Annotated in this window: 13 protein-coding genes; 1 reads left to right on the top strand and 12 read right to left on the bottom strand. The window is 60.2% G+C overall.

All coding sequences use genetic code 11. From position 1 onward, the window contains the following. Window positions 1-79: 79 nt before the first annotated feature. From FXO11_RS19790 to FXO11_RS19745, 10 genes are all read right to left on the bottom strand, one after another. On the bottom strand, window positions 80-2674 hold the full coding sequence (locus FXO11_RS19790; protein WP_148864653.1) for a heavy metal translocating P-type ATPase: 2595 nt from the start codon (window positions 2672-2674) through the stop codon (window positions 80-82). Then, window positions 2671-3171 carry a MerR family transcriptional regulator gene (locus tag FXO11_RS19785; RefSeq protein ID WP_148864652.1) on the bottom strand — a complete coding sequence of 167 codons (501 nt, stop codon included), beginning with the start codon at window positions 3169-3171 and terminating at the stop codon, window positions 2671-2673. The genes FXO11_RS19790 and FXO11_RS19785 overlap by 4 nt, the downstream gene beginning before the upstream one ends. Window positions 3172-3306: 135 nt before the next feature. Beyond that, the gene (locus FXO11_RS19780) at window positions 3307-3627 is read right to left on the bottom strand and encodes a hypothetical protein (protein WP_148864651.1); all 321 of its coding nucleotides are present in this window, start codon (window positions 3625-3627) and stop codon (window positions 3307-3309) included. A gap of 110 nt (window positions 3628-3737) precedes the next feature. Continuing rightward, window positions 3738-6005, bottom strand: a complete 2268-nt coding sequence (locus FXO11_RS19775; protein WP_148864650.1) for a putative bifunctional diguanylate cyclase/phosphodiesterase — start codon at window positions 6003-6005, stop codon at window positions 3738-3740. A 271-nt stretch (window positions 6006-6276) separates the two neighbouring features. After that, entirely contained in the window at window positions 6277-7227 is a 951-nt protein-coding gene (locus FXO11_RS19770; RefSeq protein ID WP_148864649.1) for an AEC family transporter, read from the bottom strand. Between the two features lie 6 nt (window positions 7228-7233). Beyond that, window positions 7234-8508 (bottom strand): HD-GYP domain-containing protein, encoded by a 1275-nt coding sequence (locus tag FXO11_RS19765; protein ID WP_148864648.1) that lies wholly within the window; start codon window positions 8506-8508, stop codon window positions 7234-7236. 629 nt (window positions 8509-9137) lie between these two features. Next, complete coding sequence (locus tag FXO11_RS19760; protein WP_148864647.1) at window positions 9138-9572, bottom strand: CoA-binding protein; 435 nt, start codon at window positions 9570-9572, stop codon at window positions 9138-9140. Window positions 9573-9598: 26 nt separating this feature from the next. Then, complete coding sequence (folX, locus tag FXO11_RS19755) at window positions 9599-9982, bottom strand: dihydroneopterin triphosphate 2'-epimerase (RefSeq protein ID WP_148864646.1); 384 nt, start codon at window positions 9980-9982, stop codon at window positions 9599-9601. A gap of 31 nt (window positions 9983-10013) precedes the next feature. Then, window positions 10014-10580, bottom strand: a complete 567-nt coding sequence (gene folE, locus FXO11_RS19750) for a GTP cyclohydrolase I FolE (protein WP_148864645.1) — start codon at window positions 10578-10580, stop codon at window positions 10014-10016. 243 nt (window positions 10581-10823) lie between these two features. Beyond that, entirely contained in the window at window positions 10824-11018 is a 195-nt protein-coding gene (locus FXO11_RS19745) for a hypothetical protein (protein WP_148864644.1), read from the bottom strand. Between the two features lie 269 nt (window positions 11019-11287). Here FXO11_RS19745 and FXO11_RS19740 point away from each other — a divergent pair, with 269 nt between their 5' ends. Continuing rightward, window positions 11288-12199 (top strand): alpha/beta fold hydrolase, encoded by a 912-nt coding sequence (locus FXO11_RS19740; protein ID WP_148864643.1) that lies wholly within the window; start codon window positions 11288-11290, stop codon window positions 12197-12199. A gap of 32 nt (window positions 12200-12231) precedes the next feature. On the opposite strand, the gene FXO11_RS20550 is transcribed toward FXO11_RS19740, so the two are convergent. Both FXO11_RS20550 and FXO11_RS19730 read right to left on the bottom strand, forming a co-directional pair. Continuing rightward, window positions 12232-12531, bottom strand: a complete 300-nt coding sequence (locus tag FXO11_RS20550; protein WP_264766189.1) for a diguanylate cyclase domain-containing protein — start codon at window positions 12529-12531, stop codon at window positions 12232-12234. Between the two features lie 177 nt (window positions 12532-12708). Then, on the bottom strand, window positions 12709-13353 hold the full coding sequence (locus FXO11_RS19730) for a TetR/AcrR family transcriptional regulator (protein ID WP_148864642.1): 645 nt from the start codon (window positions 13351-13353) through the stop codon (window positions 12709-12711). Between the last annotated feature and the right edge of the window lie 43 nt (window positions 13354-13396).

The following is a 13396-nucleotide window of genomic DNA, read 5'->3' as shown; positions in this document are numbered from 1 at the left end:
TCAGACGGCGCGCTCAGCCAGAACCAGCCGACCACAAAGGCCGCCAGTAACAGTCCGGCACCGTTGATCAAAATGGCCGTCATCGTGATACGTCCTCTTTGCCCGAATGCGTTTTCCCGGGCTTGAAAAGCCGCAGCCGGTTGGCGTTGGTCACTACCGTAACCGAGGATAGGGACATGGCCGCGCCGGCCAGTATCGGGCTCATCAGGAGGCCCCAAACCGGGTACAAAATACCGGCGGCGATAGGTACGCCGAGACTGTTGTAGACGAAGGCACCGAACAGGTTTTGACGGATGTTGCGCACCGTGGCGCGGGAAATGGCGATGGCGTCGGTGACGCCGCTCAATGAGCTGCGCATCAGCGTGATCGACGCGCTCTCGATGGCGACGTCCGTCCCGGCACCGATGGCAAAACCGACGTCTGCCGCAGCCAGAGCCGGGGCATCGTTGATGCCGTCGCCGACCATGGCCACATGCCGGTCTTCGCTACGCAACCGGCTGACGATGCTGGCCTTGTCCTCCGGCAGGACGTTGGCATGGACCTCATCGATACCGGCTTCCCGGGCGATGGCTTGGGCACTGGCTTCGACATCGCCGGTCAGCATCACCACGCGAATGCCTTGGGCTTGCATCGCCGCGATGGCATCGCGCGAGTCAGGCTTGATCCGGTCCGCCACGCCAATGACACCCAGGGCCTGACGATCGCGAGCTAGGAACAGCGGCGTACCGGCTTGGCCGGAAATAGCGGCTGCCGCTTCGGCGAGCGCTTGCAGATCGACGCCCTCGCTTTCCAGCCAGCGGCGGTTCCCCAGACGTAGCGTTTTGCCCTCCCATTCGGCGCTGACGCCCTGGCCATTGAACGCTTCGAAGTGACGGGCGCCGGCACGGTCGATGTGCCGCTCATCCGCCGCCGCTAGAATCGCCTGGGCCAGGGGGTGTTCGGAGTGCTGCTCCAAACCGGCGGCGAGGCGCAGTAAGTCCGCCTCGTTCAAGCCATCAACCGTGTCGACACGCGTAACCCGGGGCTTGCCTTCGGTAATGGTGCCGGTTTTGTCCAGCACCACGGTGTCGATTTGCCCGGCAAGCTGCAGGGCCTCCCCCTGGCGGATAAGGATGCCGTGTTCGGCGGCTTTGCCGACGCCGACCATAACGGACATGGGGGTCGCCAGACCCAGTGCGCAGGGGCAGGCAATAATCAGAACCGTCGTCGCGGCGACCATCATGTGCACCACCTGAGGCGCGGGACCGAAGTTATACCAGGCCAGCGCAGCGGCAATGGCGATCAGCAGGATAGTGGGCACGAAGATCGCCGAGATCCTGTCCGCCAGCCGGCCGATAGGGGGCTTGTCTCCCTGGGCCTTTTTGACCATCTGAATGATTTGCGCCAGCGCGGTTTCGGCCCCCACACGCGTGGCCTCGCACACCAGTGAACCGCTGGTATTCAGCGTGCCCGCGGCCACCTCGTCGCCTTCGGCCTTTGCCACCGGCATGGGCTCGCCGGTGAGCATGCTTTCATCGATGCGGCTGTGACCGTCGGTGACCCTGGCATCCACCGGCACCTTCTCGCCCGGCCGGACCCGAAAGCGATCACCGATCTGCACGTCCTCCACCGGAATATCCCGCTCCTCGCCGTCGCGGATCACCCGTGCGGTCTTGGCCCGCAGGTCGAGTAGCCGGCGGATGGCCTGGGAGGTGCGGCCGCGGGCGCGCAACTCCAACGCCTGACCCAGGTTGATCAAGCCGATGATCATGGCCGAGGCCTCAAAATAGACATGCCGTGCGGCCTGGGGTAGAACGTCCGGAAACGCCACCACCACCATGGAATAGGCCCAGGCGGTTCCGGTGCCCAGGGCGATTAGGGTATCCATATTGGCATTATGGTGGCGGAAGGCTTTCCAGGCGCCGGTGAAGTAATGGCCACCCGCCAGGACCAGTACGGCGAGGGTAGCGGCGCCGACCGCCAGCCATCCCGGCTGGTTTGCCGGGGTGACGCTCATGGTGCCGCCCAGCAGGCCCCAAACCATCAGCGGGACACCCAAGCCCAGTCCAACCGCCATCTTGATCAGTAACGACCGGTATTCGCGGGCGTCGGCTTCCTGGCGTTGCTCATCCGCGGCATCGCTATCGTGTATTTCCGAGGCCCCATAGCCGGCACTCTCGATGGCCTGGATCAGAGCGCTCGCCGAACCGCTGCCGTAAGCGGTGGCCGTCAGATCGGCCAGGTTCATGCGGGCCGAGGTTACGCCCGGCACCCGGCGCATCGCGCTTTCGATGGTGTTGACGCAGGACGCGCAGGTGGCGCCGGTGATGGCCATCTGGACCACCGGACTCTCGCCGGCATCGCGAACGTCGGGCTGAGCGGCCTCTTCCCCATGCTTGGCGGCCCCTTGCGGCGAGGTACGGTACGGCGGCGAGGTACGGTACGCCCCGGCATCCTGTTGCTCCGCCGTGTCCGCGGATGCTTCGGCTGGAAAGCCCGCGCCGGTGATTAGGCGCGCGGCCTCGGCGGGATCGACCGTGACCGGCAGGGCAACGGTTTGGCGTTCCAGATCGACACTTACCGCATCGGCGTCATCCACAAGGGGCGACAGAGCCTGGCGGATTTTCTTCACGCAGCCCTGGCAGGACGCGCCGGAGATGGTTAATTGACGAGAGGGCTGTTGGGCGATGTTCATGCGGCCCCTCCGGTCTGACGTGTACCCTTAGGTGCAATCGCTTTGCCTGAGCCGGGCTGGTCCACGCCAGCCTCTTGGCCGTCGACGCCGGTGGCTTCGTCCCATTTTTCGATCAGGCGGCAGATGGTATGGCCGTCCGGATTACCGTTGGGCATGGTTTCCCACGCGGCCATGGCCTCACGCATGCGGTCGCGCAGGGCTTCCAGTTCGGCCAGGCGCGCTTCCACGTCTTGCAAGCGGCGGGTAAACATGTCCCTGACCATCGGGCAGGGCGAATGGTGGTGGTCGGCTTCACCCAGGATCGATTGGATCTCGCTCAGGGCAAAACCCAGCTGTCGGGCCTTGCGGGCAAATTTCAGACGTTGGAGGTCATTGCCGTCGTACCGATGATAGCCATTGTCCGGATTACGCGCCGGGCTCAGTAGACCCTCGCGAGTGTAGTAGCGCACGGTTTCCGGATTGACGCCGGCAGCGCGGGCGATTTCGCTCACCTTCATTGCATCACTCCCAAGCTGAATGGGTTGATGTCAGTTTAAAACCTTTGAGCGGCTCAAAGGTCAAGCGAAAAACGATTAAGTGGATTTACCGGTCTGTTGTCTGTCAGGCGCGAGCGCTATTTATAGGCGCGAAGGCTATCGGCGCGCACGCAGGAAGGCGCCGCAATGCCGGCATTGGTCCGGCGCCTGCAGTTTGGCCTGCCAGCCAATGCGGTGATAGCACTGCGGGCAGCGCAAGCGTAGTTGCAGCGCGATGATAGGCGCTATCAGCGCCGCCAATAGAAAGCCAAGGGGCCCCCATTCCCGACCGCTGGACAGGCCCAGCTGACTGCTGAACACCAATAGCGTCACCAGGGCGATGAAGGCAAAGATGAAGTAGCGGCGGTTCCAGTTTTCCCAGCGGCGTAGCTGCTGGTCCTGGTCCGGAGTCAGGTAGCGGGGGTTGGGTACGGTCATGGCGTTCCGCAAGTCAGTGGTTGATCGACGTTATCTTACTGATGTTTACGTCATCGTGTCTGTGGCCGTTCACTGAAGTTACCACTGACGATTCAACGAAGCGCTACGTCTTAAGGCGACTGATGTGACAGATCGCCGATGTCCACGCCCTTGGCCACGAGCGATTCCAGTTCGCGCACCGGGAGCGGCCGGCCAATCAGATAACCCTGGGCCAAGTCGCAACGGTGCGTGCGCAGGAAACTGAGCTGAGCTTCGGTTTCGATGCCTTCCGCCGCGACCTGAATGCCCAGGTTATGGGCCAGATTGATGACGGCACGAGTAATGATCGCATCGTCATGGCGTTCGGTGACCCGGGTAATAAACGAGCGATCTATTTTAAGCAGATCCACCGGGAAGTCTCGCAGGTAGGCGAGGGACGAGTAGCCGGTGCCGAAATCGTCAATAGCGAGATGGACGCCGAGCTGATTCAGGCGCTTGAGTTGGTCGAGGTTGCGCTCCAGGTTCTCGATGAAGATCTCCTCGGTCAGCTCGACCTCGAGCTGGCTGGCGCTAACGTTGTTGTTGCGCAGTGCGTTCTCGATGTTTTCCACCAGGTCTGGATCTTCCAGCTCGCGGCCGGACAGGTTAATAGCCACGCGCAGATGACCCAAAGGCCCGCCCTGCCAGGCGGCGAGCTGGCGGCAGGCGGCCAGGGCGACCCAGCGGCCGATGTCGGAAATGCGTCCGCTCTCTTCCGCAAGGGGAATAAAGTCTGCCGGTGGCAGCAGGCCCCGGGTAGGATGCTGCCAGCGCACCAGTGCTTCGACGCTGCCGATTTGCTGGGTCGCTAGGTCCAACTGGGGCTGGAAGTGCAGCACTAATTGGTCTTCGCTCAAGGCTTTGTTGAGATCCTTGTCGAGCTCTAGCCGGCGGACTTCCCGGTCCTGCATGCCTTCGGTGTAGAACTGATAATGGTTGCGGCCCGACTCCTTGGCGCGATAGAGCGCCACGTCGGCATTGCGCAGCAGGATGTCCGCATCCAGGCCGCTTTGGGGGTAAACGGCCACGCCCAGGGTAGCGCTGACGTGATGTTCCTGCTCCTGCACGATAAAAGGCTCGGCGAAACACTGCTTGATCTGGCCTAGCAGGTAGATGACCTCATCGATATCTTCGATGTGCTGCTGCGAAATCATAAACTCGTCGCCACTGGAATAGGCCACGAGTACACGTTCAGTGCTGAAACGGTTGAGGCGATCGGCCACCTTGATCAGCAGCTCGTCGCCGAAGTGATGGCCAAGGGTGTCATTAAGGATCTGAAAGCGGTCCAGATCGAGCATGATCAGCGCGACTTGGCGGAAATGACGGTCGGCAATCGCCAGGGTATGGGTCAGGTCTTCCATGAAAAATCGGCGGTTGGCCAGTCCGGTCAGGCTGTCGGTAGATTCGATACGCGCGAGATCCTGCTGTACGGACTCACGCTGATAGACTTCTTCCTGTAACGCGTCCTGGGCCTGAGTCAGGGCCTGATTGCGGCGCATGATCAGTTGTGCGAGCCATACCAGCGCGCTGATCAGCACGCCCAAACCCATCAAGCCAAGCGGTGCGACGTGTGGCCACTCCCCCCGATGGCTCTCAACCCACGGCTGAGTGGGCGTCAGGCGCAGATGCCAATCCAGGCCGGGAACGTCCAGCGCGGTAGTTTGCTCGATACTCGCAGTCACCGGGGCGTCCGGCACGACAACGAAGCGGTTGGTGCCGCTCTCGATGATTTCCACCTGAAAGTTATCCAGAATGCGCGGCGTGATCAGGGCCTCGATCAGCCCTTCCATACGAAAAACCCCGGCGATATAGCCTAGGCTCGTACCCTCGTGGACGATGGGGGCATACACGACGATGCCAGTACCACCTTGTCTGAGTTCGATGATTCCGGAGAAATCCACTTGGCCGGTCCGGGTCGCCCGTTGCAGGCTGGCTAAACGTTCGGCGTTGAAGGCGACATTGAAGCCCTCGACATTCTCGTTGCCGGCCAGCGGCGTTATCCAGCGGATACGGTAGTCGCTGTCGACCCACTCGATGGCTTGGTAGTGATTGAAATCGCGCAGGTGGTTGTCGGCGTCAATTTTCCAGACCGCTTGCGGCAGGCTTGGCAGCGCGGCGCGGCGCTCTGCCATTCGGCGCAGGGCACGCACGTGACTTTGGAAATCCCCCTGCAGTTCGCGCGCCAAGGCGCTGGTTTCGGCCTGCAAAGTGAGCTGGATCTGGTGACGGGCCTGGGATTCGACGCCGCGCCAGAACCCGACGGTAAGCACAACGAACGCAAGGATAAGAATGGCCGGCAGCACGGGATGGAGCAAGGCCCGCGAAAGTCCCCGGGACGGGTTGGAGGATTCGTTATGCATGCAGGTCCTGTTGTTGTCCTTAGTGCTCGCGCTACACGTCAGTATAGATTCTCGACCAGTACCCAAGTAAATTCATTAAAGTTTACAACTATTTGCAATTGAGTACGGCTCAGTGGCCTATTCGGGACGCGTCGATCAAGGGCCTATTCGGGCAGGCTCTCAGGCGAACCGACTGCCAATAACGCGAGATGGCGTTCATGAGTCATTATAGACTGGATAGATTGAGGACCGGGACCTGAAGCGAATCGAGATCGCTCCCTAGGGAGGCTCTCTAGATCAGATTCAGCGTCCGTAGCAGATAAATGCCCAGACTCAGTGTGAAAGGGGCGAACAGCGTCGTCAAAGCGACAATATTGGCCGCCAGCTGGTGGTTGCCGCTCATGCTGCGGGCCATGACATAGCTCACTGTGGCCGTGGGCGATGCAAACATGGCGAACAGGGTCCCCAATTGTAAGGCGTCAAACCCGAGAGGGAGTGCGGCTAGGGTAAAAATCAGGGGCAACGCAACCAGCTTCACCGCCGTGGCCACGATGGCCGTCGCCGAGCCCATGCGCAATGCGTTCAGGCTCAGGGTAGCACCCACGCAAAGCAGCGCCAAAGGCAGCGTCATCTGGCCGAAGTAGGCTGCACTGGTGAGAATCAGCTCGGGCACCGGTATTTGCAGGGCAGCCAGTGCCAGTCCCAGCATGATACTGGCGATCAACGGGTTTCGAACCAGTCCGTGGGCAATGCTGCGCCAGGAGGTGCTTCCCCGCCCCGACGCCGCAGTCAGAGCGAATACCGATAGGACGTTGTAGAGCAGCGTCATACCGGCGAGCAGTACCGATCCGACCGCCAAACCGGTCTTGCCGTAGAGGCTGGCGCACACAGCGATGCCGATGATCCCCAGGTTTCCGCGGAAGGCACCCTGCACAAATACGCCGCGGTCGGGGCCGGACCCTGGCCACCACGCACTGACGAGCCAAAGAGCGACGAAACTGGCGACGGTGGCGCCCATGCCGAAGCCCACGTGCCGAGGGTCGACCCACCTGGAGAGGTCGAGGTCGACCAAACTGGTGAGGATCAGTGCTGGCAGGGCCAGGTTGAACACCAGACGGGATCCGGTTTCCACGAAGGCGTCGTCGATCCAGTGAATGCGCCGCAATAGCCAGCCAGCAGCCATCACCAGGAAGATGGGAGCGGTTACGGAAAGTGAAAAGAGCAGGTTATCGAGGTAACTCACTGGTCCTCATGCGCGTCCGGTCAGTTCGCTGATGCGGGCCGCCAGGGTGATCCCATGGGCGCCGTCGGGCAGGGGCGCTGCAATGCTATAGAGTTCGCCGGTTTCGGCGACGGGTTCGTCCTTGAGATCGATCAGGCGAGGTATGACCGGATTCTTGTCTGCATTCCGGAGAATTTCAACCCTCGGGCGCAATTTGTAGGACGGATGGGTGGCAATCACGACGGCGACTTCGCCGGTGTTCATTTCCACCAGGCTACCTGGCGGATAGACGCCGACCATGCGGATGAAGGCTTCGATCATCTCGGGGTCGAAGTGCTTGCCCCGCTCCCGGTAAAGAATCCGCATAGCGTCCACGGTGGGAAGGCCGTCGCGGTAGCAGCGGTCGCTGGTGATGGCGTCGAACACGTCGACAATGGCAATCAGGCGGGCAAAGCGGCTGATCTGCCAGGCTTGCAGCGCCTGGGGATAGCCGTTGCCGTTCACGCGTTCGTGATGATCGCGGCATACGTTGGCGACGATAGGGTCGAGTGTGTGATGCTCGCTTAGCATGCGGTAACCGTACTCGGTGTGGCGTCGCATTTCGTCCATTTCCTCTGGGGAAAGGGCGCCGGGTTTGTTGAGGATGGCATCGGGTACGCGCATTTTGCCGATGTCGTGGAGCAGACCGCAGAGGCCAGCCACTTCCATATCCCGTTCGGGCATGCCCAGGTAGCGTGCGAAAGCGACTGCGAGGATAGCCACGCGCAGGCAATGTTCAGCCGTGTAGGCGTCCTGATGCTTGATACGGTTCATCCAGAACATGGCATTGGCATTGGCGCTGATGCTTTTGACGCAGTGTTGGATGATTGGCCGGGCCGCTGAAAGGTCGAGCTCCTGTCCGGCCTCGATCTGGTTTAGCATGATACCGACAAAATGCTGGCCTTCTTCGAAAGCGTTCCGGGCGCGAGGGAGTTCCTCGTGTAGGCTGCGGGATTCCGGCAGGGGCTGCTCGCGCCGCTGGCGTCGGGCTTCAATCTGTGCCTGTAAGGGTGCCAGCACCCGAGCCGTGGCTTCCACCATGATCCAATCGCAATAGTGGCGCAGCAGCCCCAACTGTTCGTCGGTTTCGACGGTAAAACCCTGGAACAGGACGGGTACTTCGGCCCAGGGGCGATCCAGCTTGACCACCCGCATCCCAACGCCAAGAAGATCGACCGGTAGACGCGTACGCACAAGTGTATCGGTGTAGCGGCGGGGCGTCTTGCTGGAAGCATTCTTTTGGGTAGGGCGTCGGAACGGCATAATGCGACGGATCTCAGTGTAACCTGAACCTTATTATGACATCAGTGTGTCGCATTGCGATTGGATTTGACGATTTTTTATACAATTCGCCACCGGATGGGAGCGTGGTTCGCCGAAATCCCGATCCGGGGCGAGCATGTGCTTGAGACCGTTCGAATAAACGTGGCCTCAACGCTTATTGGGGGGCTATACGCCCACCCCTCCTACGTAGGCTGATGCGACGAAGAAGACGCCGGTAACGGCGGTAATCTTTGCGAATGAGACCAGCTGATCGACCATGTGACACCTCCAGTTGTGGCGCGCCGGCTCGCTCGTCTTGAGCGGATACTGGCGAATAGGGCTCGCGGTTCATTGTGTAGTGGATCATTGGGCAGCGGGACACGCCCACCTATTTACATGTCGCAAGAATGAGTCCATTTGATGAAAACCGGAAACGCCAGGCCAGGTTGAGTCGAGAAGCTCATGTGCACTCTAGACTTCGTCCGGGTGCCGCTGTAAAGAAAGGTGACGCCAAAGAACGGTGTGCTGAACGGTTGCCGCTGTACGGCGGGCGAGGTCGGAAACGTGGGAGGCGTTAGCCGCTTTACGGCGAGATTGCGGAGCGTAAAAAAGTGACCTGTTCGGTCACTTTATACCGCTCTGGCCAGAGGCACACCGAGGCGAGGAATTTCCTGCTTGGGGCAGCGATCCATGACGACCTGCCGGCCGGCCTCTTCGGCGCGCAGTGCTGCTGCCTCGTCGATCACGCCGATCTGCATCCACACCACTTTTGCGCCCTTGCGAATAGCGTCGTCTACCACCGGACCCACCCGGTGACTGGCGAGGAACAGGTCTGCCATGTCGATGGCGTCAGGGATGCTGGTGAGATTGGGGTAGACCGTTTCCCCCAGCAATTGGCTGCCGGCCAGCCTCGGGTTTACGGGAATGACCCGGTAGCCGCGGCCTTGTAGATAAGCCATGACGCTATGACTGTCGCGGTGCGGCTTTTCGCTGGCGCCCACCAGGGCAATCGTACGGACGGTTTCAAGGATCTGGCGTAACTGGTCGGGACGGCTTTCCGGCATGGTTTGCGCTCTCTCGGCAGCGATGGTCAGGCAGCGTCGCGGTGGGCTTGGAGGGACACCGAGACGGATTCGGCATAGCGTAGCGCGTGAGGCTTGTCGATTTCCACCTGGGCCCATTGGACCGCATCGTGCGCCATCACGATCATCAACACTTCATGGGTCATGCGCTCCAGCAGGGCGAAGCGATTGCCGTCCACGTGGTGGATAATTTCCTTGGTGATGGTGCGGTAGTTCAGCGCCGATTCGATCTCGTTATTGTCGACAGCGGCGGTGGCGTCATAGCGTAACTTGACGTTGATCAGCACGTCTTGCTGGTTATTGATTTCCTCTTCCTTGATACCGATATAGGTGCGCAGCAAAAGATCCTTGATACGTACGGTAGCCTGGTGTTCGATGGTCGGTGGCGTCATGGCAACTTCTCGATAAAGGGCGCGGTGGTGGTCAGCGCCGGCTGATGAGCGTCAGAAACTCGTTACGGGTCGCTTGGGATTTGCGGAAGCTGCCGAGCATCACCGAGGTTTTCATCAGGGAGTTCTGTTTTTCGACACCGCGCATCATCATACACATGTGCTGAGCCTCGATAACGACGCCCACACCTTCGGCGCCGGTCACGTTCTCGACCGCCTCGGCAATCTGGCGGGTCAGGTTTTCCTGGATCTGGAAGCGCCGGGCGTACATGTCCACGATTCGGGCCAGCTTGGACAGGCCCAGTACCCGGCCCTGGGGAATATAGGCGATATGGCACTTGCCGATAAACGGCAGCAAGTGATGTTCGCACAGGCTGTAGAGTTCGATGTCCTGCACCACGACCATCTCATCCATATCGGACTCGAAGGTCGCGTTGTTCACCACGCTTTCCAGGTCCTGGTCATAACCCTGCGTCAGGAACTGCATCGCCTTGGCGGCCCGCTGCGGGGTGTTGCGCAAGCCTTCGCGCTGGGTGTCCTCGCCCAGCGCCTGCATGATTTTCTCGTAGTATTGCGCGATTGCGTCTGTTTTATCCGTCATCACCGGTTCTCTTGAGCTACTGTCAGACTGCCTGAACGGTATCGGACGTTGTCTGTCCTCACCCTGTACTTTTAGCCACGTACTTTTAACAGTGGTTTCACATCAACACCGTGTTATCACACCAAGTACGTTGTTCTGACCGGGCCAGATGCGGGGTCGGGCAGGTCGTGAAAGGCGTCAGTAATTCGAAGAGATTAAGCTATTTCCGGCGTAAAGCCCAAATTTGGGTAGGCGCCTAATGCACTAGCGTCGGTTTTTCGGCGCTTCCCGTTGGATAGCGTTGCTGATGGCATCAGCCTCGGCAGCCAGGACCCGGCACAGCAGGCTGTCCTTGCGCTTACCGGCGGCACGCTGCAACTGTTGCTGTTTCAGACGATATAGACGATCAAGACGGCTATGTGCCGGCGACATCGGTTGGGACGGTTCGATAATGCGCATGGAATTACCTCGCACGCGAAATAGGCGATCCCGATGTCAAGAAAGGGATCAAAAAATGACTACACTGGGATTGAAGCACTATCCGTACCATCGGATGTGGGGGCGGATAACATTGAACCAAGAGCAGTGGGGTAGCGGCTTTCCCTAATGCCCAGAGAATGTGAAGAGCTTGGTGCTAAAGGCTGCAGGCGAGTCACAGGCGCGGACGGCCGACGGGTGTAAACTCTGCTTTACAGTATTTGACCAGCCACAGTAACGGAAAAGGGTTTATGGAACGCGTGGTCTCTCTGGATATACCCGCTAGCGACGCTGCAACGGGGATTCCCGTCCACCGCTGGCAGCAGGGTGGCAAATGGTTTTCTTACGGTGAACATGCCATCTTCAGTCGCATGGAAGGCAGTGGGGAAGTCTTGCTGTTGTTGCATGGTTTCCCCACCGCCTCCTGGGATTGGAACCGTCTCTGGCGGCCGTTGAGCCAGGCCCGTCAGTTGCTGGTCGCCGACATGCTGGGTTTTGGCTTTTCCGATAAACCGATTGACTACGACTACAGCATCGTCGATCAGGCGGATTTGCAGCAGGGTTGGCTGGAGGCGCTTGGCGTAAAGCGTGTCCATTTGCTGGCCCATGACTATGGTTGCAGTGTGGCCCAAGAGCTATTGGCCCGTGACCAGGAGGAGGGGCTGCCGTTCGAGATTGCCAGCGTCTGCTTCTTGAACGGAGCCCTGTTTCCAGAGGTGCACCAGCCCATCCTGATCCAACGACTATTGGCGGGGCCCTTAGGCGGTCTGGTCAGCCGCGGGTTGACCCGCAGGGTATTCGACCACAACTTTGCCAAGCTGTTCGCGCCCGCCAGCAAACCCTCGGCGGCGGAGCTGGACAACTTCTGGCAGCTACTGGACTACAATAACGGCCGCGGTATCCTGCCTCGGCTGATCCGCTACATGGAGGAGCGGCGTTGCCACCGCAATCGCTGGGTCGGGGCACTTGTCGAGGCCCGGCAGCCCATGCGGTTGATCTCCGGGACGGCTGATCCGGTGTCCGGCATCGCTATGGCAGACCGTTATCGTCAGATCATCGAACAGCCGGATATCGTTGCGCTGGAAGGTGTCGGCCACTACCCGCATTTCGAGGCGCCGGTGAAGGTGCTGCTCGCCCTGCAGCAATTTTGGGAGCGGGATTGACGCCCGACTTGTCTATCTTCTCGATCGCGATTTCAGCGTTGTGATTTCTGCGGCCTGATGTCCGCGGCGATGGAATCGGCTTCCGGATGGGTTTTCCGGCTCCAGCCATCCAGGCTGACGACCTGGTTACGGCCCGCTGCCTTGGCGGAGTCGAGCGCCTGGTCGGCACGATTGAGCCAGGTTGACCAGGTTTCCCCCTTGATAACTTCCGTGACCCCGGCACTGGCGGTGATTTGGATATCGCTGTGAAACGGCGCCAGGCTGAGGGTCGTCAGCAGTTGCCGCGCCTGTTCTACAGCGGATTGCAGCCGGGTCTCCGGCAGTACGATCATGAACTCCTCGCCGCCCAAAGATGCCGGTCAGACTCAGGGAGAACGTAATGCGCCAGAACTCCGGCTCCGGAAAGCGAAGATAGGACACCGCGGACAGGGTCGCGATAAACAAGGTGTTGACGATCAGCGCTTCTCGAAGCGACAGCAGAAAGAAAATACCGGCTATCGCTGGATAATTTATGAGCAGTTCTTCGGGACGAACGAGAGGCCACCCTCGACGAAATCCACAAAATAGGCGAACAGCGTACGGTCGTCTGGACGGATATTGCCGAACGGGGTATTGGACAATCTATCGATCTCCGCTGCGCCATGGATCAGGCTGACGAAGGTAAAAGCCAGGCGAATGCGCAGGATATCCCGCGGGATATGCGGCAGCACCCGGTGAAGCTGTGCTTCGATGCGTTCGACATCCGGGCGGAAGTGGGTGTTCATTAATTGTACGATGTCCGGTGTGTTGTCTGCATGCAGATGCGCCATGAAGCGTAGCGCGGATGGCCCCCAATCCGGCGATAGCGTGAGGGAAAGATAGTGCGTGGTCATCGCTTTCACGACGTCCCGCAGGGATGGGGACGGATGGGCTTCAATCGCCGTAAAGCCGCTTTCGAACCGAGGCCGGGTATAGTCGGTGATGAATGTGACCACCGCTTCCAGCACCCCCAGCCGGCTACCGAAGTGGTAATGGGCGGCGGCCGAGTTACGGGTGCCGGATTCAGCACTGAGGGTACGTAGGGAAACGCCGTCCAGGCCGTGCTCGGCATAGAGCTTCAGGGCGGTAAGAACGATGTTCTGTCGGGTCGCTTCGCCGTGGGTTGCGCGGGCCATGCTCGGGACTCGGTAAAATGTCGGGGCAGTATAACCAGACAGC

The sequence above is a fragment of the Marinobacter fonticola genome (assembly GCF_008122265.1).
Classification (GTDB): Bacteria; Pseudomonadota; Gammaproteobacteria; order Pseudomonadales; family Oleiphilaceae; genus Marinobacter_A; species Marinobacter_A fonticola.
Note: the sequence above shows the minus strand (reverse complement) of the source record. Positions and strands in the feature narration are given on the sequence as shown.

What these genes read in the sequence shown, in the direction of transcription:
- FXO11_RS19790 (WP_148864653.1), bottom strand. Translation starts at nt 2,674, where the DNA reads ATGAACATCGCCCAACAGCCCTCTCGTCAATTAACCATCTCCGGCGCG.
- FXO11_RS19785 (WP_148864652.1), bottom strand. Translation starts at nt 3,171, where the DNA reads ATGAAGGTGAGCGAAATCGCCCGCGCTGCCGGCGTCAATCCGGAAACC.
- FXO11_RS19780 (WP_148864651.1), bottom strand. Translation starts at nt 3,627, where the DNA reads ATGACCGTACCCAACCCCCGCTACCTGACTCCGGACCAGGACCAGCAG.
- FXO11_RS19775 (WP_148864650.1), bottom strand. Translation starts at nt 6,005, where the DNA reads ATGCATAACGAATCCTCCAACCCGTCCCGGGGACTTTCGCGGGCCTTG.
- FXO11_RS19765 (WP_148864648.1), bottom strand. Translation starts at nt 8,508, where the DNA reads ATGCCGTTCCGACGCCCTACCCAAAAGAATGCTTCCAGCAAGACGCCC.
- FXO11_RS19760 (WP_148864647.1), bottom strand. Translation starts at nt 9,572, where the DNA reads ATGCCGGAAAGCCGTCCCGACCAGTTACGCCAGATCCTTGAAACCGTC.
- folX (WP_148864646.1), bottom strand. Translation starts at nt 9,982, where the DNA reads ATGACGCCACCGACCATCGAACACCAGGCTACCGTACGTATCAAGGAT.
- folE (WP_148864645.1), bottom strand. Translation starts at nt 10,580, where the DNA reads ATGACGGATAAAACAGACGCAATCGCGCAATACTACGAGAAAATCATG.
- FXO11_RS19745 (WP_148864644.1), bottom strand. Translation starts at nt 11,018, where the DNA reads ATGCGCATTATCGAACCGTCCCAACCGATGTCGCCGGCACATAGCCGT.
- FXO11_RS19740 (WP_148864643.1), top strand. Translation starts at nt 11,288, where the DNA reads ATGGAACGCGTGGTCTCTCTGGATATACCCGCTAGCGACGCTGCAACG.
- FXO11_RS20550 (WP_264766189.1), bottom strand. Translation starts at nt 12,531, where the DNA reads ATGATCGTACTGCCGGAGACCCGGCTGCAATCCGCTGTAGAACAGGCG.
- FXO11_RS19730 (WP_148864642.1), bottom strand. Translation starts at nt 13,353, where the DNA reads ATGGCCCGCGCAACCCACGGCGAAGCGACCCGACAGAACATCGTTCTT.